This is a genomic window from Brevibacterium sp. S111 (genome assembly GCF_004745075.1).
GTDB lineage: Bacteria > Actinomycetota > Actinomycetes > Actinomycetales > Brevibacteriaceae > Brevibacterium.
Genome location: NZ_RHFH01000014.1, coordinates 59,526 through 78,302, shown reverse-complemented (window position 1 = coordinate 78,302; position 18,777 = coordinate 59,526). Strand labels below are relative to the sequence as shown.

The 18,777-nt window shown below is 63.3% G+C and carries 17 protein-coding genes; 6 read left to right on the top strand and 11 right to left on the bottom strand.

Going from position 1 to position 18,777, the window contains the following annotated elements:
* Positions 1–25 precede the first annotated feature (25 nt).
* Positions 26–691, top strand: a complete 666-nt coding sequence (locus EB836_RS15065; RefSeq protein ID WP_135541828.1) for an SDR family oxidoreductase — start codon at positions 26–28, stop codon at positions 689–691.
* A gap of 298 nt (positions 692–989) precedes the next feature.
* On the opposite strand, the gene EB836_RS15060 is transcribed toward EB836_RS15065, so the two are convergent.
* The gene (locus tag EB836_RS15060) at positions 990–1,319 is read right to left on the bottom strand and encodes a VOC family protein (RefSeq protein ID WP_135541826.1); all 330 of its coding nucleotides are present in this window, start codon (positions 1,317–1,319) and stop codon (positions 990–992) included.
* Positions 1,320–1,818: 499 nt separating this feature from the next.
* Complete coding sequence (locus EB836_RS15055; RefSeq protein ID WP_346763095.1) at positions 1,819–2,820, bottom strand: ABC transporter substrate-binding protein; 1,002 nt, start codon at positions 2,818–2,820, stop codon at positions 1,819–1,821.
* A gap of 349 nt (positions 2,821–3,169) precedes the next feature.
* On the opposite strand from EB836_RS15055, the gene EB836_RS15050 reads away from it, so the two are divergent.
* Entirely contained in the window at positions 3,170–4,708 is a 1,539-nt protein-coding gene (locus EB836_RS15050; protein ID WP_135541824.1) for an alanine/glycine:cation symporter family protein, read from the top strand.
* Positions 4,709–4,859: 151 nt separating this feature from the next.
* Here the strand turns inward: EB836_RS15050 and fbaA are convergent, their stop codons facing one another.
* Entirely contained in the window at positions 4,860–5,882 is a 1,023-nt protein-coding gene (gene fbaA, locus EB836_RS15045) for a class II fructose-bisphosphate aldolase (RefSeq protein ID WP_135541822.1), read from the bottom strand.
* Between the two features lie 240 nt (positions 5,883–6,122).
* Complete coding sequence (locus tag EB836_RS15040; RefSeq protein WP_135541850.1) at positions 6,123–7,919, bottom strand: BCCT family transporter; 1,797 nt, start codon at positions 7,917–7,919, stop codon at positions 6,123–6,125.
* A gap of 318 nt (positions 7,920–8,237) precedes the next feature.
* Between EB836_RS15040 and EB836_RS15035 the strand changes: the two genes are divergently transcribed.
* From EB836_RS15035 to EB836_RS15025, 3 genes are all read left to right on the top strand, one after another.
* On the top strand, positions 8,238–9,557 hold the full coding sequence (locus tag EB836_RS15035; protein ID WP_135541821.1) for an MFS transporter: 1,320 nt from the start codon (positions 8,238–8,240) through the stop codon (positions 9,555–9,557).
* Positions 9,558–10,070: 513 nt separating this feature from the next.
* A complete protein-coding gene (locus EB836_RS15030) occupies positions 10,071–11,264 on the top strand; it encodes an acyl-CoA dehydrogenase family protein (protein WP_135541819.1) in 1,194 nt (397 codons plus the stop codon).
* A 38-nt stretch (positions 11,265–11,302) separates the two neighbouring features.
* Positions 11,303–12,448, top strand: coding sequence for an acyl-CoA dehydrogenase family protein (locus EB836_RS15025; RefSeq protein ID WP_135541817.1), 1,146 nt, complete (start codon positions 11,303–11,305; stop codon positions 12,446–12,448).
* 135 nt (positions 12,449–12,583) lie between these two features.
* Here the strand turns inward: EB836_RS15025 and EB836_RS15020 are convergent, their stop codons facing one another.
* From EB836_RS15020 to pyrE, 4 genes are all read right to left on the bottom strand, one after another.
* A complete protein-coding gene (locus EB836_RS15020) occupies positions 12,584–13,213 on the bottom strand; it encodes a TrmH family RNA methyltransferase (RefSeq protein WP_135541816.1) in 630 nt (209 codons plus the stop codon).
* Positions 13,210–14,775: an ABC transporter permease gene (locus EB836_RS15015; protein ID WP_135541814.1), complete on the bottom strand. Its 1,566-nt coding sequence runs from the start codon at positions 14,773–14,775 to the stop codon at positions 13,210–13,212. Before EB836_RS15015 ends, EB836_RS15020 begins: the two co-directional genes overlap by 4 nt.
* Positions 14,775–15,656, bottom strand: a complete 882-nt coding sequence (locus EB836_RS15010; protein WP_135541812.1) for an ATP-binding cassette domain-containing protein — start codon at positions 15,654–15,656, stop codon at positions 14,775–14,777. Before EB836_RS15010 ends, EB836_RS15015 begins: the two co-directional genes overlap by 1 nt.
* A gap of 185 nt (positions 15,657–15,841) precedes the next feature.
* Positions 15,842–16,408 carry an orotate phosphoribosyltransferase gene (gene pyrE / locus EB836_RS15005; RefSeq protein WP_135541811.1) on the bottom strand — a complete coding sequence of 189 codons (567 nt, stop codon included), beginning with the start codon at positions 16,406–16,408 and terminating at the stop codon, positions 15,842–15,844.
* Positions 16,409–16,675: 267 nt separating this feature from the next.
* On the opposite strand from pyrE, the gene EB836_RS15000 reads away from it, so the two are divergent.
* The gene (locus EB836_RS15000; RefSeq protein ID WP_135541809.1) at positions 16,676–16,948 is read left to right on the top strand and encodes a GlsB/YeaQ/YmgE family stress response membrane protein; all 273 of its coding nucleotides are present in this window, start codon (positions 16,676–16,678) and stop codon (positions 16,946–16,948) included.
* A gap of 206 nt (positions 16,949–17,154) precedes the next feature.
* Here EB836_RS15000 and EB836_RS14995 read toward each other — a convergent pair whose 3' ends face one another.
* From EB836_RS14995 to EB836_RS14985, 3 genes are read right to left on the bottom strand one after another with little or no spacing between them, the layout of a single operon-like run.
* The gene (locus EB836_RS14995) at positions 17,155–17,568 is read right to left on the bottom strand and encodes a hypothetical protein (protein WP_135541807.1); all 414 of its coding nucleotides are present in this window, start codon (positions 17,566–17,568) and stop codon (positions 17,155–17,157) included.
* A complete protein-coding gene (locus EB836_RS14990) occupies positions 17,561–18,091 on the bottom strand; it encodes a hypothetical protein (RefSeq protein ID WP_205683383.1) in 531 nt (176 codons plus the stop codon). Before EB836_RS14990 ends, EB836_RS14995 begins: the two co-directional genes overlap by 8 nt.
* Positions 18,088–18,753, bottom strand: a complete 666-nt coding sequence (locus EB836_RS14985; RefSeq protein ID WP_240690035.1) for an RNA polymerase sigma factor — start codon at positions 18,751–18,753, stop codon at positions 18,088–18,090. The genes EB836_RS14990 and EB836_RS14985 overlap by 4 nt, the downstream gene beginning before the upstream one ends.
* Between the last annotated feature and the right edge of the window lie 24 nt (positions 18,754–18,777).

The following is an 18,777-nucleotide window of genomic DNA, read 5'->3' as shown; positions in this document are numbered from 1 at the left end:
GATGGTCATTCGATAGAGTTTGAACATGCCGACCGTCCTCATCACTGGCGCTGCCAGACCAAACAGTATCGCCGCTGGAATTACTTCGCGCCTCCGTCTGGATGGGTGGAACGTGTGCACTAGTGACCTCATCTCAGCCGACTATCCCTGCGACCTCTCTGATCCCGAGGCACCAGACGAGCTCATCACCCGCGTATCGGCCGAGCACGGCCCGATTGAAGGGCTGGTTCTGAGCCACGCGCATGGCGAAGAATCCGGGATACTCGACACCACTGCTGAAAGTTTCGATCATCACACTGCCGTCAACGCCCGCGCCTCTCTCCTCCTGATCGCAGCGTTTGCCCGACAGGCGGAAGACACTGGAGGTGCAGTCGTCGCTTTCACAAGCGATCACACGACGGGCAACCTCCCTTACGGGGCCTCAAAAGGGGCACTAGACCGCATCGTCATCTCGGCAGCCCGCGAGCTTGGTCCACGAAAGATTTCTGCGAACGTCATCAATCCTGGCCCTATTGACACAGGGTGGATGGACGAAGAGACGGAGACTGAGCTGGGCACCTACCATCCACTGGGTCGGCTCGGTACACCACAAGACATTGCCGCTGTGACCTCGTTTCTGCTGTCGGCTGAGGGCCGGTGGATCAGTGGTCAGCTACTACAAGCCGATGGCGGCTTTTCTGCGCGCTTCTGATCAATCTCGAAGATGATCACAAGTAACAAATTACAACGCCTTGTTTACGATCTGGACCCAGTTCAGCAGACGCACGTAGCTCTACGTCTACCGGATCATAAGAAGTATAAGTAGGTTATGACAGTGTGAAATGGCCCCGCCACTGACTGTTCTAAACATGCGAATTCATAGCCCTGAAGGATGTGCCGACAAATCCGCGGTTTGAAAATTCCAGACCGGCGATGTTGCGGCCGGTAGAGGTTCATACTATAGGGCGGCTAGAACAGGTGAAGAGAAGTGCCATGCTGGGCCCGGACGATCAGGCATCGGCATTGATCACGCAGAATAGGTTGCCATCTGGGTCTGCAAGTACTACGAAGTCTGCGTCGTCGGGATATTCCCATTCGACAAACGTGGCGCCGAGCGACTCAAGACGCTTGACTTCAGCGAGCTGCTCGGTTTTGTCTGCTGTCCAGAGATCGAGGTGGGTGCGGTCCGTATCATCGAGATGCAGCCGTGGTCCGTCGCCATTGCACGGCTTTAGGAAGTCAGGATTGTCTTCGCGTTGGTAACCCAAGGCGTCGCTCCAGAACTCCGCTGCCCGGCCAGAGTCAGACACATTCAGGACTATCGCTCCTATGCGCACCATGAACCGACGGTACACCCGCTGGGGGCAGCAAAGCATCCACGAAAGCACCATCCTTGCAGAATGCGTGGGCCGTGACAGACCGTGGGTCTCCAACTGGCGCGCCGCTTCGAAGAATTCAGAGCTCAACAATGTTTTGGAGTTCGGCAGCCTAATACCTAGCCCCCAGACAGCCTGTTATCGGTGCGCATTTGTGCGGAATGCGCATCGTCTCCGACTGTCTATGCAATGATCGATTGCATGGACATCGCTACTTTGGACACTGCAGAGAATGAACTTTGTTCACTCCTGAGCAAATGCGAAAGCGTTCTTCGAGGCTCGAAGCTCAGCCCGTCGAGGACGACGCTGATGACAAACCGGGTCGAAGCACTGCGTACAGCTCTCGAATTGATTCGCCGGGCAAAGCTGGAACAGAGCCGATGAAAACTCCCTCATTCGAATTTCGGTGAGCTGCTCGTGTGCCTGAGACTTTACCCAAACATCGCCGCATAGGCCGACCCGTTCAAAATGTACGGTGTGTCGCGGGCAAAGTAGGACGCAGCTCTACACCGCTCAACGGTCGGCTTGCCATGTGCGCCATCGAGGCGTTCCTCAGGCTCGGCCGGTCAGTACCTGCTGACCGCCAAATAGTGTTGCAAAGGTACCGCCACTTATCGCTGAATCTCACACCCTTGTGCACCTTGAGGTCCTCGTTCTTGCCGAGGTCTTCGACGTCGGTGGCCGAGAGCGAACGCCAGGCCACGTCGATCGTGTTCTCCTGGACGTCGAGCTTCATGTTGTTGGCGTCCGAGTAGTACTTCATCTGCACGGTCTCGGTCTTCGCCGGCTCGATGAAGCCCTTGTAGTCGGGGTTGGCTTTGTAGGTGATGAGTTCGTTGAACTTGAATCCGTCGATCGTGTAGGGACCGGCAAAGGCCTTGCCGTCGACGATGTCCTGGTTCTCAGTGATCTTGTCCGCCTCGAAGACGTCCTCGTCGACGATCGGTCCTGCGGCACTGGCCAGCACACCTGGGAAGGTCTGGTCGTTCTTGCGCTTGAGGTTGAAGATGACCGTGGAGTCATCCGGAGTCTCAACTGATTCCAGGCCGCCGAGGAGGGACGACGGTCCGTTCGGATCCTGAATCTTCAGCTGTCGATCGAAGGAGAACTTCACGTCCGAGGAGGTGAGTTCGTTTCCGTTCGCATACTTCAGCCCGTCCTTGAGCTTGACCTCGTACTTCGTCGGCTCACTGAAGTCCGCCGATTCTGCGATGGAGGGATTGAGGTCCGCGGTTCCCGGCTTGTAGGCCAGGATGAACGGATAGACCTGCTGCTCGACGAGCGAGCTTCCGTTGTCATAGGCACCGGCCGGGTCGAGAGCGACAACCTTGTCTGTGGTTCCCACTGTGAGGGAGCCACCGCCCTCTTCACCGTCGTTGCCGGTGGTCGAGGTCGAGCATGCCGAGAGTAGCAAAGCGCCGGCAGCGGCGATGGCCACTGCCTTTGCACCAGTTCGACGTTTCATTGTGTTCCTTGTCATCCAAAGTGCTCTCCGTGTCGTCTTTGCTCGGAGAGATCCGCACCACATCTTACGGCCGCCGTCCCAAATAGTGAACTGAATAGTATGACTCCGCCCACTCTGTCATCACTTTGAAACCTCGCGGTGACCGCTCAGAAGACCGCGCCCGAGCTGATTTTCCGGGCCGACACCACTGGATTTGCGTCGCGGGTCACAATCCGTTTGACTTATGAGGTCAATCACAGAGAAAACTCACGTTTTCGTCGCTGATTGCCCATGAAAATGCTCGATCGGGCTCACTGCCGGGTCCCGCCGAATGTTCGTTTCCACTTTTTGCCTCCCTGATAGGAGAAGCATGTCCGCAGTCCTCGAATGGCTCAACGGCATCATCTGGTCCTCTGCCCTCGTCTACCTGTGCCTCGGTGCCGGTGTCTACTTCACCATCCGCTCTCGCGCAGTCCAGATCCGACAGATCAAAGCGATCTTCACCCAGATGTTCCGCGGCAAGAGCTCCGATGAAGGAGTCTCCTCGTTCCAGGCCCTATCGATATCGCTGGCCGGTCGAGTCGGAGTCGGCAACATCGCCGGCGTTGCCACCGCCATCGGCTTCGGCGGACCAGGTGCCATCGTGTGGATGTGGATCTCCGCGCTCCTCGGCGCCTCGACCTCCTACGTCGAATCAACTCTTGGCCAGGTGTTCAAGGAGCAGGACCCCCGCACCGGCGAATACCGCGGCGGTCCTGCCTTCTACATCGAGAAGGCCTACCGTCACACCAAGGCCCGTGGCCTGTTCAAGGTCTACGGCATGGTCTTTGCGGCCGTCACGGTCATCGCCATGAGCTTCATGCTGCCGGGCATCCAGGCCAATGCGATCTCGGGAGCCGTGGAGAACGCGTGGAGCCTGCCCACCTGGGTGACAGCGATCGCACTGGTCATCATCATGGGCTTCATCGTCATCGGCGGCATCAAGCGCATCGCGCACTTCGCTTCGCTGGCGGTGCCCTTCATGGCCGTCATCTACATCATCGCCGCCATTGCGGTGACCCTGGTCAACGCCGATCAGATCATCCCGGTCTTCCAGCTCGTCTTCACCTCAGCCTTCGGCATCGACGCAGGACCAGAGGCTGCCTTCGGCGGCATCATCGGCATGGCCGTGCAGTGGGGTGTCCAGCGCGGCATCTACTCGAACGAGGCCGGTCAGGGAACCGGACCGCACGCGGCGTCGGCCGCCGAGGTCTCCCACCCGAGCAAGCAGGGGCTCGTCCAGGCCGGCTCCGTCTACATCGACACGCTCTTCGTGTGTTCGGCCACCGCGTTCATGATCCTCTCCACGGGCATGTACAAGGTCTTCGACGCCGACGGAGAGACGATCATCGGCACCGGGCGCGGCCAGATGGCCGAGGCCATCGCCGCCACACCGGGCGAGAAATGGCCGCAGGCCGGTCTCGACTCGATGCTCTCCGGCTTCGGCGGATCCTTCATCGCGATCTCGATCTTCCTCTTCGCCCTGACGACCATGGTCGCCTACTACTACATGGCCGAGACCAACTTGGTCTACCTGCTGGGTCGGATCAAGAACCCCCTGGCGCTGACCATCGGCAAGCGCGTTCTGCAGGTACTCATCCTCGTCGCAGTCGCCGTCGGTGCGATGTCGGCCTCCGGCAGTGCCTGGGCACTCGGCGACATCGGTGTGGGTCTCATGGCATGGCTCAACATCATCGCGATCCTCATCCTGCAGGGTCCTGCGTTCAAGCTCCTTCGGGACTTCGAACGTCAGAGGAAACAGGGGCTGGATCCGGTGTTCGATCCCAAGGCGCTCAACATCAGGAACGCTGACTTCTGGGATACGCGCATCGCCAAGGTGGCGGCGGGAGAGAAAGTCTCGGAAGGCTGATCACCGCTGCCAGGCACAACTGAGTAGACACAATTGAATAGACGAGAGGTCCGGGACAATGGCGTCCCGGACCTCTCGTCGTACCGCGCGGTTGTTGCGCCGCACCGCCGCAGCTACTCCAAAGTTGCGACAGGGCTGCGGCGCGTGCTGCCTATTTCAGGCTGGTTCCTGCGGAGCCGAGGTTCTGGCATGCCTCGACGATGCGATCGGCCATGTTCGCCTCCGCCGCTTTGCCGTAGGAGCGCGGGTCGTAGAGTTTCTTGTCGCCGACTTCGCCGTCGATCTTGAGCACGCCGTCGTAGTTGCGCAGCATGTGCTCGACGACCGGGCGTGTGAAGGCGTACTGGGTGTCGGTGTCGATGTTCATCTTCACGACTCCGTGGCGGACCGCCTCGGCGATCTCCTCTTCACTCGATCCCGAGCCGCCGTGGAAGACGAGGTCGAACGGGGACTTCTTGCCGACTTCTGCCCCAACCTTCTCCTGGATCTCACCGAGGAGCTCGGGACGCAGCTTGACGTTGCCGGGCTTGTACACGCCGTGGACGTTGCCGAAGGTCAGAGCCGTGAGGTAGCGGCCCTTCTCGCCGGTGCCGAGGGCACGTGCGGTGGCCAGGCCGTCATCAACGGTCGTGTAGAGCTTGTCGTTGATCTCGTTCTCGACGCCGTCCTCTTCGCCGCCGACGACGCCGACCTCGATCTCGAGGATCGAATGCGCAGCAGCCGAGAGCTCGAGCAGCTCCTCGGCGAGGACGAGGTTCTCATCGAGCGGAACCGCCGAACCGTCCCACATATGCGACTGGAAGTAGGGCTCGCCGCCGTTCTTCACCCGCTCGGTCGAGGCCGCGAGCAGGGGCTTGACCCACTCTTCGACGGCCTGCCTCGGGGCGTGATCGGTGTGCAGGGCGATGTTGACGTCGTAGCTCTTGGCCACCTCGGCGGCGAAGACGGAGAACGCGATCGCGCCGCGCACACGGTCCTTGATCGTCGGACCGGAGATGTACTCGGCGCCGCCCGTGGAGATCTGCACGATGCCGTCGGACCCGGCCTCGGCGAACCCGCGGATGGCCGCATTGATCGTCTGCGAGGAGGTGCAGTTGATCGCCGGATACGCGAAGCCCTGAGTCTTCGCACGGTCGATCATCTCGGCATACACTTCGGGGCTTGCAATGGGCATATGGGCTCCTAGGTCGGTGGATTCGGTGCGCTTTCGGTTGCTCCCAGACTACTCGGTCTCCGGCAGGCGACAGAAGCGGTCCCCGCCGTGTACAGGGAATTCTCGCTTCTCCGCGAACATGCGGCCTGCACGAGCACAGACAGCAGAGGCGACCAGGATCAATCACCTGGTCGCCTCTGCTGCTTCGACGGGTCCTTCCGCAGACAGATGCCTACGGAAGGCTGGCTCCTACCGCGAGCCCTATCGGGAGCCCTTGGGCTTCCTCTCCTCCTTGGGTGCCCTATTCAGCACACCCTTGGTCCGTGACAGCCGATAGTCGATGCGTGCATCGACCTTGTCGCCGAGGTATTCGTCGAAGTCATCGGCAATGTGTTCACCGACCTCGTGGAAACGCTGACCGGTCTCGATCTCCCGAGCCCTGGTTGCCTCGATCTGGAACGCTCGCACCATCGAGATCGCTATGAAAATCAGGATGATGCTGAACGGCAGCGCCGTCGCCAGAGAGGCGGCCTGCAGAGCACCGAGACCGCCTGCCAGGAGCAGTCCGATCGCCAGAGCTCCCTCGAGCGCCGCCCACAGAACACGCGACCACACCGGAGGATTCGGATGTCCGCCCGACGCCAGCATGTCGACGACCAGCGAGCCGGAGTCCGAGGAGGTGATGAAGAAGATCGCCACGAGGATGATGGCAATCACAGAGAGAATGCTGCCCATCGGCAGGGAGCCGAGCACGTCGAAGAGCACCTTCTCCGCCACGACTCCGTCTTCCGGATCAACCAGTCCGCCCTCACCGAAGAGCTGTCGGTAGATTCCCGTGCCGCCGAGTGCGGCGAACCAGATGAATCCGACCACTGTCGGCACCAAGAGGACGCCGGCGATGAACTCCCGGACCGTGCGACCCCGCGAGATGCGGGCGATGAACACTCCGACGAACGGGGCCCAGGAGATCCACCAGCCCCAGTAGAAGATTGTCCAGCTTGATGCCCATGTTGCGCCCTCTTCGCCGGTGTAGGCACCAACGTCGAAGGTCATGTTGAAGAAGTTCGCGAGGTAGACGCCAAGTGACTCGACGAGGTTCTGGAACAGGAACAGGGTGGGGCCGAGCAGCAGCACGGCGATGAGCAGAAGGCCCGCCATCGACAGGTTGATGTTCGACAGCCATTTGATTCCTGCACCCACGCCCGAGATCACGGACAGGGTGGCCAGGAATGTGATGACGACGATGAGGATGACGAGGAACATATTGTCGACCTTGTCGACCAGCCCGATCGCTTGGAGCCCGGACGAGATCTGCTGCACGCCGAGCCCCAGGGAGGTTGCAATGCCGAAGACAGTGCCGAAGATGGCGAGGATGTCGACGACATCGCCCATCCATCCCTTGACGCGGTGACCGAGCAGCGGTTCCAGCGCCCAGCGGATCGAAACAGGACGTCCACGGCGGTGGATCGCGTAGGCCAGCGCCAAGCCGATCACGGCGTAGATTGCCCAGGGATGCAGTCCCCAGTGCATGAAGGTCTGCGCCATACCCAGTTTGGAGATGTCTGCTTCGCTGCCGTCCCAGCCAGGCTTGGGGCCGGAGGTGGCATAAGTCAGTGGTTCACCCACACCGTAGAAGACCAGGCCGATGCCCATACCAGCGGCGAAGAGCATGGCGAACCAGGAGAAGACTCCGAATTCGGGCTTCTCCCCGTCACGGCCGAGCGTGATCTTCCCGAACTTCGAGAATCCGATCACGATGGAGAAGATGACGAATCCACCGACGACGAGCATGTAGTACCAACCGAGGTCGGCCACGATCCAATCGTTGATGCCTGTCAGGACCTTGCTGGTGCCATCGGGCAGAAAGATCGCGAGCAGCGCCACACCCAGAATGGCGATCAGGGAAGGCCAGAAGACGGCCGGAGCCACCATCCCTTTGCCGATGCGCACACCTTGAGCACGCAGTTTGGCGGTGATCTCTGCGTCGCTGTCGTCATCGGTGATTGAAACATCGCGCGGCAGATGCAGCCTGATCGGTTCGGGGTCTTCGATGAGCATATGTGGGCGGCGGGCATCATCTACCGGCGCCGAGGCGGTCGTTTCCTCCGCCCTGCCGTTCCCGTTCTCGTCGGAGGTAGTCATAGGGCCTTTCGATTCAAGTGGACGTACAAGTGGACATAATCGTCTACCCACTCTGCCGCACCACATCGGCACTATCAAGTAATTCGCTGAGAACTTATCGGAGAACTCACTGCATAGGCAATCGAGGAGCCCACGTAGTCGTGCGCGGCTGACCCGTTCAGCGTCGGCTGGCGCGGCTGGCGCAGGCGAAGTCAGCTGCGGGGGGCACCGACGATAATTCAGTACAGTGGCGTCATGGAGACGAATCCGAGGCCGGCTGCTGGGTCACGTTCGAAAATACTCGGCTGGGCCCTCTGGGATTGGGGCTCGGCGTCCTTCAATGCCGTCATCATCACCTTCGTCTTCGCCCCCTATCTGACGAAGAGCGTGGCGGCCACCGAGGAGGCGGGCTCGTCGGCACTCGGCTGGTCGACAGCCGCAGCCGGGCTCATCATCGCTCTCGTGGCACCGGCCGTGGGCACCAGGGCCGACGCCGGGGGACGGCACAAGCTATGGCTGGGCGTCCACACCGGGATCGTCATCCTCACGATGTTCGGCCTCTTCTTCGTCCGCGACTCCCCCGAGTATCTGTGGCTGGGTCTGCTCCTCATCGCCATGGGCAGTGTGTTCTTCGAGTTCGCCGAGGTGTCCTACAACGGCATCATGGTCCGCATCACCCAACCTGACAACGTCGGGAAGGTCTCCGGTTTCGGCTGGGGCATGGGCTACGCCGGCGGCCTCGTCCTCCTCGTCATCCTCCTCGTACTCGTCATCCAGCCCGAGGTCGGGCTCTTCGGTGCTGGTGATGAGGGCGGAATGAGATTCCGCGTCGTCGCCGCCCTCTCCGCGGTCTGGTTCGCGATCTTCGCTCTGCCGGTGCTGCTCACCGCGCCGAGTGCCAAGGCCTCCAGCCCCGCACAGGGGCATCCGGTCAAGGCGTTCATCGCCGACTATGCCGCGCTCGTCCGCCGCCTCGTGCGGATGTGGAAGGAGGAGCACCAGACGCTGCGCTTCTTCATCGCCTCGGCAGTGTTCCGTGATGGTCTGGCCGCGATCTTCGCCTTCGCAGGAGTCCTCGCGGCAGGCAGCTACGGCTTCTCCGCCTCGGAGATCATCATCTTGGGTGTAGCCGCCAATGTCGCCGCCGGCGCAGGAGCGATGATCGCCGGAGTCTTCGATGACAAGCTCGGACCCAAGCCCGTCATCATCGCCGGGCTCATCATCATCCTCATCGGCGGACTGCCGATCCTCTTCAGCGATACCGCAGCCGTGTTCTGGGTCTGTGCTCTCGTGCTCAGCTTCTGCGTCGGCCCGGTGCAAGCCTCGAGCCGATCATTCCTGGCCAGGATCACTCCGCCCGAACGAGCCGGAGAGAACTTCGGCCTCTACGCCACGACTGGTCGGGCCGTGAGCTTCCTGGGCCCGGCCATGTTCGCGGTCTCGATCTCGATCTTCGGCTTCCAGCGGGCCGGAACCCTGGGCATTCTCATCGTGCTGTTCATCGGCCTGCTCCTCATCATCCCAGTAAGGCCCGATGCCCCACGGAAGGCGATGCAAGCGCAGGCCGAGAGCTGAGGCGACGAGGAGCTGAGGTACGGGACTCCCCCTCCCAAAAGGGGCCAACGGTTGGTAAGTTCTCCTCGATCCAAGAACGAACTTCGATGAGAACTTACCAACCGTTGACGCATCGAGTGCGGTGCCAGCCGCGGCCAATGGGTTTGGCGTCAGGCGCGGGCCAGCAGCTCGTCGATCTGGTTGATCGCGCCGGTCCTTCCGATACTAGAACTGCTTCATTACTGGTCCTAGATCCAGCACATTACTGTTAAGAAAACGTAACATTCGCAGTGACCGAATATCACGAAATGGTAATACTTCAGACATATTGCGCCTTAACAGTGCAGATACCAGGCAAAACGCACCACCGGGAGGGCCTTTGTCAGGCTGCCGAGCGCCTTCTGGTCAGCATCGCGGCATCGCAGGCTCCGATTCCGCAGATCCTCGGCGACTGGAGCCTTCACCCACTTGTGAGCCTGAACACCGAAACGTACTATTGGGATTAAGTTACCGAACGATCAATCAGGAGTTTTCATGGACACCTTGCTGAATGCAGAGGAGCGCGAGTTCGCGCAGAAGATGCGTCAGTTCTATCGCACGGAGATTCCCGAGGAGCTGCGCTTCAAGGTCGCCACCGGCCAGGAGCTGACCAAGGACGACATGGTCACCTCGCAGCAGATCCTGAACAAGCACGGCTACGCGGTGCCGAACTGGCCCGTCGAATGGGGCGGTCAGGACTGGACTCCGGTGCAGCGCCACATCTGGCTCGAAGAGATGCAGCTGGCCTGCGTTCCGCAGCCGCTGCCGTTCAACGTCTCCATGGTCGGTCCCGTCATCGCGACCTTCGGCAGCCAAGAGCTCAAGGAGCGCTTCCTTCCCGCCACCGCGAACATCGACATCTGGTGGTCGCAGGGATTCTCCGAGCCCAACGCCGGTTCCGATCTCGCTTCGCTCAAGACCTCGGCCGTGCGCGACGGCGACAAGTACATCGTCAACGGCCAGAAGACCTGGACGACTCTGGGCCAGTACGGCGACTGGATGTTCAACCTCGTCCGCACCGACCCGGATGTCAAGAAGCAGGCCGGCATCTCCTTCCTGCTCATCGATATGAAGACCCCCGGAGTCACGGTCCGTCCGATCCAGCTCATCGACGGCGGTCACGAGGTCAACGAGGTCTTCTTCGACAATGTCGAGGTCCCGGTCGAGAACCTCGTCGGCGAAGAGAACAAGGGCTGGACCTACGCGAAGTTCCTGCTCGGCAACGAGCGCACCGGGATCGCCCGCATCGGCGCCTCCAAGGTCAACCTCGCACGCGCCAAGGCCTATGCCGCGGTGACGAAGACCGCTCGGGGCACTCTGCTCGAGGATCCCCTGTTCTCCGCCCGCCTGACGAAGATCGAAACCGAACTCACCGCGCTCGAGATGACCCAGCTGCGGATCCTCTCCACTCAGGCCGCCGGTTCCGATAAGCCGGACCCGCGTTCGTCTGTCCTCAAGCTCAAGGGCTCGCAGCTGCAGGAGGACATCTCCGAACTCCTCGTCGATGTGCTCGGCCCGCAGGGTCTCGACTTCGTCTCCGACCGTGTGCAGGGACAGGGCCTGTCCGATCTGCCCAGCGCCGCGGTCGACGCCCTGCCCACCTACTTCAACACCCGCAAGGTCACCATCTACGGCGGTTCGTCCGAGGTGCAGCGCGGAATCATCTCGAAGGCACTGCTCGGTCTCTGAGGTACCGACGCTCATACGATTTCTCAAAGAGGACAACAATGGATCTTGAACTCAACGACATTCAGCAAGAACTCGCCAGCACTCTGCACAAGTACCTGCGCAGCGAGTACGACACCGCCACGCGCGAAGAGATCCTTCGCAGCGAAGAGGGCATCTCCCGCGAGAAGTGGCAGGCTTTCGCCGAGATGGGTCTGCTCGGACTCGCCATCCCGGAGTCCTACGGCGGCGCGGACATGACCTTCAACGAGGTGGCCGTGGTCGCCGAGGCGTTCGGTCGCTCTCTCGTGCTCGAACCGTACCTGGCCACCGCGGTCCTCGGCGCGAACGCGGTCCTCCTCGGAGGCAGCGAAGACCAGAAGCAGGCAATCCTGCCCGGCGTGGCCGAAGGCCAGACCTTCCTCGCTCTCGCCGCCCTCGAACCGGGACAGCGCTACGCCGTCGACACCCCGCAGACTCAGGTCTCCGGAGCCGACGGCAGCGTCACCCTCACCGGTGAGAAGATCAGCGTCCTCGGTGGAGACGTCGCCGATCACTTCATCGTCACCGCCACGCAGAACGGTGAACTCGGCCTCTACCTCGTCGCCGCCGACGCCGAGGGTCTCAGCCGGGTCGCCCACCGCCAGGCCGATGGACTCGGAACCGCGAACCTCAAGCTCGACAACGTCGCGGCACAGCGTCTCGACGCTGCCGACGCCAACGCGGTCCTGTCCGAGGTCATCGACCTGGGCAATGCCGCGATCATGGCCGAAGCCGTCGGTGCGCTCGAGGCCTCCATGACGATGACCGCCGAGTACCTGAAGACCCGTGAGCAGTTCGGCGCGCCCATCGGTGCGAACCAGGCGCTGCAGCACCGGGCTGCGGACCTCTACGCCGAGCTCGAGTACGCACGCAGTATGGCTCTGTATTCGCGCCTGGCCGTGACCTCCGAAGTTCCCGGTGCCGAGAAGGACCGCCACCGCGATGTCATCGCCGCGAAGATCGTCGTCGACCAGGCTGCGCGCAACATCAGCCAGGAGTCGATCCAGATGCACGGCGGCATCGGCATGACCATGGAATACCCCATCGGTCACTACGCCAAGCGCCTGACGGTCATGACCCGCACCTTCGACGATGCGGACTCGCTGACGGCTGAACTCGCCGAACTCGGCGGGCTGATCGAACCCCACGCCGCCGACCTCCGCTGATCCGCACCGCGGCGAAGTCCGACGCGGTCGGAACAGTGAAGCGCCGAGGTGACACGGAATCTTCCGTGTCACCTCGGCGCTTCTGCATTCTCCCCCGAAGCCCCCGGCGATTCGTCGGCCAGGAGGCTCGTCGGATCAGCCCACGGGCTGGTCGAAGACGTGGCGGCGCACCCACGAGTGCATGGTGATCGCGGCGGCGGCCGCGGCATTCATCGACCTCGTCGACCCGTATTGGGCGATGGAGAGCACGTCTCGGCTCGCCTGGTGCGCTTCCTCGCTCAGCCCCGGTCCTTCCTGACCGAACAGGAGCAGGCACCGTCGGGGCAGGTCGTAGGTCTCGAGCGGAACAGAATCCGGGAAGTTGTCGATGCCCAGCAGGGGCACGTCGTTCTCGGCGCACCAGCTCAGCAGGTCGTCGACGCTCGGATGGTGGATGACGTGTTGGTACTTGTCGGTGACCATCGCGCCCCGCCGGTTCCACCGGCGTCTGCCGACGATGTGCACCGCTGCGGCGTTGAAGGCGTTCGCGGTGCGCACCACCGAACCGATGTTGAGGTCGTGCTGCCAGTTCTCGACTCCGACATGGAAGTCGTGCCGAGCGGCGTCGAGGTCGGCCACGATCGCATCGTGCTTCCAGTACCGGTATTTGTCGACGACATTGCGCCGGTCGCCTTCGCGCAGAAGCTCGGGGTCGAAGCGCTCTTCCACAGGCCAGGGGCCGGTCCAAGGACCGACCCCCACCTGCGGTTCAGCGTTCTCGGTCACTTCTCGTCGCGGGGCTCATCCGCCGACTTCGCGTCCTCGCCTGCGGCTGATCCGCTCTCAGCGGATTCCTTCGCCGAGGCGGCTGCGGGCTGCGCGTCGTCCGCATCGTCCGACTTGGCATCGTCCGACGCCTCCGCGTCGTCCTTCTTCGCGGACACCGATCCGGCGCCGACCTTCTGCGCGCGCTTGCTCATCTTCACGGTCCGGCCTCCGCGTCCGCCTCCGCTGAGGACCGAACGCACATAGGCACCCGAGGCCAGCGCGTGGACGATGACCGCGAGCAGCAGGGCGATGCCGGCGGCGATGAGGCCCTCCCACCACTCGGCCTGGCCTGCGAAGAAACGACCGGCGATGCCCAGCGGCGAGGTGAAGGGAGTCCAGGACAGGACCTTCGCGGTCATGCCCGTCGGACCGAGGATGACCGGAGCGAAGAACCCGGCGACGGTGATGACGCCGACAATCGAGACGAAGGTCGTGCGCGCCTTCGATCCGACGACGGTCGAGGCCCAGACCAGGAGGGCGAAGACCGACCACGCGGTGAGCAGCAGGGTGAGTGCGAACCAGCCCAGACCCGGCAGCATGGCGAAGGCCAGCGAGGTCTTGCCCGACAGCGAGAGGCCGAGTTCGACGATGACCGCTGCCACAACGATGTGGACGATGACCAGGGACAGCATGCCCGTGATCCGTCCCGAAGCGGAGGCGCGCGGCGGAACCGTGGCCGCGATGATCTCCGTGATCCGATTCCGCTTCTCCAGCCGCAGGTTCTGATACAGGGAGGTGCCCAACGTCGCGATGACGAGGAGCGCGAACGCAACCATGCCCCACAGCAGCGGTGTGGCCACCGTGCCCTCGACCGCCGGGGTCTTCAGCAGAGTCGCCTCGGTCTTCGGGGCGAGCTTCTCCAGCAGCGCTTCGGGCTGCTCGTCAAGAGCGATGATCGTCGGCTGGGCCTGACCGGTGGGGTCCTGGATGAACGCCGCATCGACCTTGCCTTCGCGCACGAGCTTCTCCGCCGCGGACGCATCCTTGGCGTCGGTGATCTTCACCCCCAGCTGCTGTTCGTACATCTGGGCCTGTTCGCCCACCCCGACCATCGCCATGGTCGGCGTGCCCGAATCCTTCTGCGCGTCAGCGACGATGCCGGTGATGATCGCGGCGAGCACGCCGAGGATGATCACGCCCGCCGTGACGAGGAAATAGGGGCTGCGCATCGCCGTGGTCGACTCCCGGTTCGACACGAGCCATGCGGCTTGGCGGTTGCCGACATCGACGAATTCAGAGACGAGTCCGGTCTCCGGCAGTTCGTCGGGGTCGGGACCGTCCTCGGCGAGTTCGACGGGAACGTCGTCGGGCTCGGCGGAGCCGTTCGCGACAGTGTCGTCGTCGGGCTCAGCGGGAACCTCATCGGGCTCGGCGGAGCCGTTCTCGACGGTGTCGTCCTCGGTCACTTCGATGTCGTCATCGAGAGGGACACCGAGGTCGTCGATGCCGTCGCCGGCTGTGCCCTTCGACACGAGCGGTTCCGGGGACTCGTCGTTCGCACCTTTGTCCTTGCGCGCCATTACAGAGCCTCCTTGTACTGCTCGGCCAGTGTCGGGCGGACACTTTCGAAGTTCTTCACACTCTTGAGCTCCGCCACTGCCGCGGCGGCGGTCTTCGCGTCATCTGCGCGGAAGCTCACGACCGAGCCCTCACCACGGGAGACGCTCACATCGCTGATTCCGGTCCGGGACGCCAAAGCGGACTCTGCCGCCTCGGTGTCGGTGGTCTCGACGCGGTAGCGCGGATCGCCGAGCAGCTTCTCCACGCTGCCGGACGCGGTGACCTTGCCCTGACCGAGGACGATGACGTCATCGGCGAAGGTCTGTGCGGCCTCCCAATCGTCGGTGGCGAGGATGACGGGCACGCCCGAGGAGGCGTGCGCCCGCAGCAGCGACATGACCAGACGCAGCGAGGCCGCATCGAGGCCGGCGAAGGCATCGTCGAGCACGACGACGTCCGGGTCGGCCGCGAGAGTGGCGGCGATGTCGACGCGGGCGATCTCGGCGCCGGAGAGATTCTTCAGCGGGGCGTAGCCGCGGTCGGCGAGGTCGAGGTGCGACAGCAGAGTCAGCGCATTGCGTTCGGCCGCGCCCAGAGTGATTCCGTGCAGGCGGGCGAGGTAGACGATCTGATCGATGACGCGCATGTTCGGGTAGCCGCCGCGCTCTGCGGGCAGGTAGCCGAAGTTCTGGCGGTCACCGAAGTCGAGTTCGAAGTCCTCGAGTTCGACGGTGCCCTCGTCGGCGGCGATGAGACCCATGATGACGCGCACCAACTCGGTCCGGCCAGCCGACCGGGTTCCCACGATCGCGGTGATCCGGCCCGCCTCGGCGGTCAAACTCACCTCGTCCAGATATGTCCGCTTTCCCTTGCGCAGGGAAACCTCTTTCAGTGTGAGCACGCGTCATCCTTACTGTTACATCAGGCGATACTAAGGGAGTGTCTCATCTATCGTGTTGAAATGAGAGACATGTTTCAAACCACGTCCTCGATTTCGACTGAATTGCCAGTCGAGTCCCAGGTCGTGATCGGCGGACCGCAACTGCGCCGAGGAGGAGTGCGAACCCCACCTCGCCGAGGCGGCCCTCAGTCGAGTCCGAGATCCGCGGTCGTCAGCGCGGTGAGGTACGGGATGCCGGTGGCTTCGACCCGTTCCTTGGCGCCGGTGTCACGGTCCATGACCACGGCCACGGCGACCACCTCGGCGCCGGCTTCCCGGAGTGCCTCGACCGCGGTGAGCACGGATCCGCCCGTCGTCGACGTGTCTTCGACGGCGATGACGCGCTTGCCCTTGACGTCGGGGCCTTCGACCTGGCGGGACATGCCGTGCTTCTTCGCCTCCTTGCGGACGACGAAGGAATCGACCGGGGTGCCGCGGACCACGGAGCGGTGCATGACCGCGGTGCCGACGGGGTCGGCGCCCATGGTCAGTCCGCCGACGGCGTCGATCTTCTCGAGCAGTCCTGCGGATTCGAGCAGATCGAGGACGACATCTCCGATGAGCGGGGCAGAGCGGTGGTCGAGCGTGACCCTCCGCAGATCGAGGTAGTAGTCGGCCTCTCTGCCGGAGGAGAGAGTCACTCTGCCGCGGACCACGGCAAGTTCGTCGATGAGGTCGAGCAGTTGTCGGCGAGTGTCAGCGCTGTCGGTCATGGTCTCCAGTCTAATGTGCAGGCCATCGGCGACCATTCAGCGCCGTCCCAGCGATCACGGTCCGGCGGCCCGGCTGCGGAAGATCGCTGCCCGTTTCTGCGTGAGGATTCGGCCCCGGTTCTGCGTGAGGATTCGGCCCCGACTGCGTCTGTACCGATGTCATAAAGAATCAACGCAGGTTGGCACTCTTGACGGGCCCCGGTTGTACAGTTGAGACTGAACCGTGCAACCCAGCCGGTCAAGTGCCTCAGAAGGGACGTGAGCAACATGGGTTTCATCGCATATCTCATCCTCGGACTCATCGCCGGAGCCATCGCCAAGGCGATTCTGCCCGGTAAGCAGGGCGGCGGCATCATCGCCACGCTCATCCTCGGCGTCATCGGCGCCATGCTCGGCGGTTGGCTCGGCGGCGCGATCTTCGGCGCGGAGATGGACAAGTTCTTCTCGCTGTCGACTTGGCTGTGTGCCATCGGCGGTTCGCTGATCGTGCTCATCGTCTGGGGTCTCATCACCGGACGGTCGAAGGCCAAGTCCGCCTGAGTCCGCTCCGGACAGCTGCAGCGCCGGCTCCCGGACAGTCGCAGCCACAGCGCCCGGCAGCCGCACGCAGAAACGGCCCAGAAGAAGTTGAGCAGCCCAGTGTCGAACTGGGCTGCTCAACTTCTTCTGGGCCGTGATCCTGTCTGCCGTCCGACCGGAGGGTCAGCGGGCGGTCCGCGGCGGGCAGGCGGTCCGGCTGGCGGGCCTCAGCGACCGCGGCTGACGACGCGAACGTCGATGTCGATGTCCCCGACGGGTCCGTCGATGAGGGCCCGGAGGTCGACTGCGATGACGGCGAAGAGTTCGTCGACGATCTCGGACACGGACCGACTGTCGTCGAGGTGAGCGTCGACGCGGACACTCCAACCGTCGTCCGAGCGGGCGACATCGACGCAAGGCGGCCCTCCTGCGGGCCTGCGCATCACTCGTGCGGCAGCGGTGGCGACCATGTCGCGCAGTCCGGGCGCCAGACCGGTGACTCCACCGATTCCCGTGACCGACTCGGTCAGCTGTGTCGAGACCACGCGCTCTCCGTTCTCCTGTGCGCCCGCACCGGTCGACGGGCCCGCACTCGCCTGCGCCTCGGCCGTCTTGCCTGCGCTCGTCCTCGGCTCAGTCATCTGCGGCCTCCTCGCTGCCGGCAGCGCGGCTGCCGGCTGCATCTGTGTCGGCATCTTCGCTGACGAAGACGTCTTCGGCGGTGATGTCGATCCGGTTCGCCGGGATCCCCAGCTCCGCGTCGAGGTCACGGGCGATGGCGCGCCGGACCTCCTCCGCGGCGGGGACGAATTCGACCCCGGCCCGCATGGCCACGGTCAGGCCCACATCGGCCGTGCTTCCCTCCGGTTCGCCGCTCGGAGTCACGGTGACACTGCGGGCGCGGATGCCGTCCACGGCGTCGACGGCCGCGCGGACGATCTCGCGGACCGTGGCCGTCGTGATCCGGAAGGGGTTGCCGCGTTCGCTCAGCAGCCTCGTCGAGGGTGCGAGCACCGCATCGTCGCGGACGAGTCGGAGGATCCGCTCGCGCAGCCCTGCCGAGTCCTCGGGGTCGGGCTCGAAGGCTCCCATATATTCGTCGATGACAGCGCGCAGGCGGGCATCGGTCTCTCCCGTTGCCGCATCGGCGGTCTCGTCGCTCATACCCAACCTTCCATCCCCTCGGCGATGGCGACTCGGGCGCGGTGGATGCGACCGCGTACGCTGCCTTCGCTGATTCCCAGGGTCGCAGCGACCTCGGAATAGCTGAGACCCTCCATCTGATGGAGCACCCACGTTACACGCTGTTCCGAGGACAGCGTCTGGAGGATTTCGGTGAAATGCTCGAGTGCGGTGCGTGCTTCGACTGATCTCTCGACCGAGGCCGCACCGTCCGAATGGTGCCCCAAGTCCTCGGGGTCCGAAGCGTCGGCGGGCCGGGCCGAACGGCGTCGCAGCACATCGGTGCAGCGGTTCGACGCCATCCGGTAGATCCATGTGCCGAAGGCCGCGGGCTCGGCGAGGGCATCGAGGGACTTCCACGCCTGCACGAGCGTGTCCTGAACGACGTCCTCGGCATCCTGCCGGTCACCGAGCGTGCGCAGGGCGAAACGCAGCAGCTTCCGCTCGTATTCGTCGACGAGCGCTTCGAAGGAGGCGATGTCGCCTTCTCGGGCACGCACCACCAAGGTGACGATGTCGAAGCGACTGTCTCCCCTGGTCATACCCTCATCGTAAGGCACTCGCGGTGAGATGCCGATCGGTCGGCGAGCGAGGAACCCGCCGGGCCGGAACAGGGCGAAACAACCGGACTCGGCGAGCGCCATCAGCCGGATTCGCCGAGCCTCTCA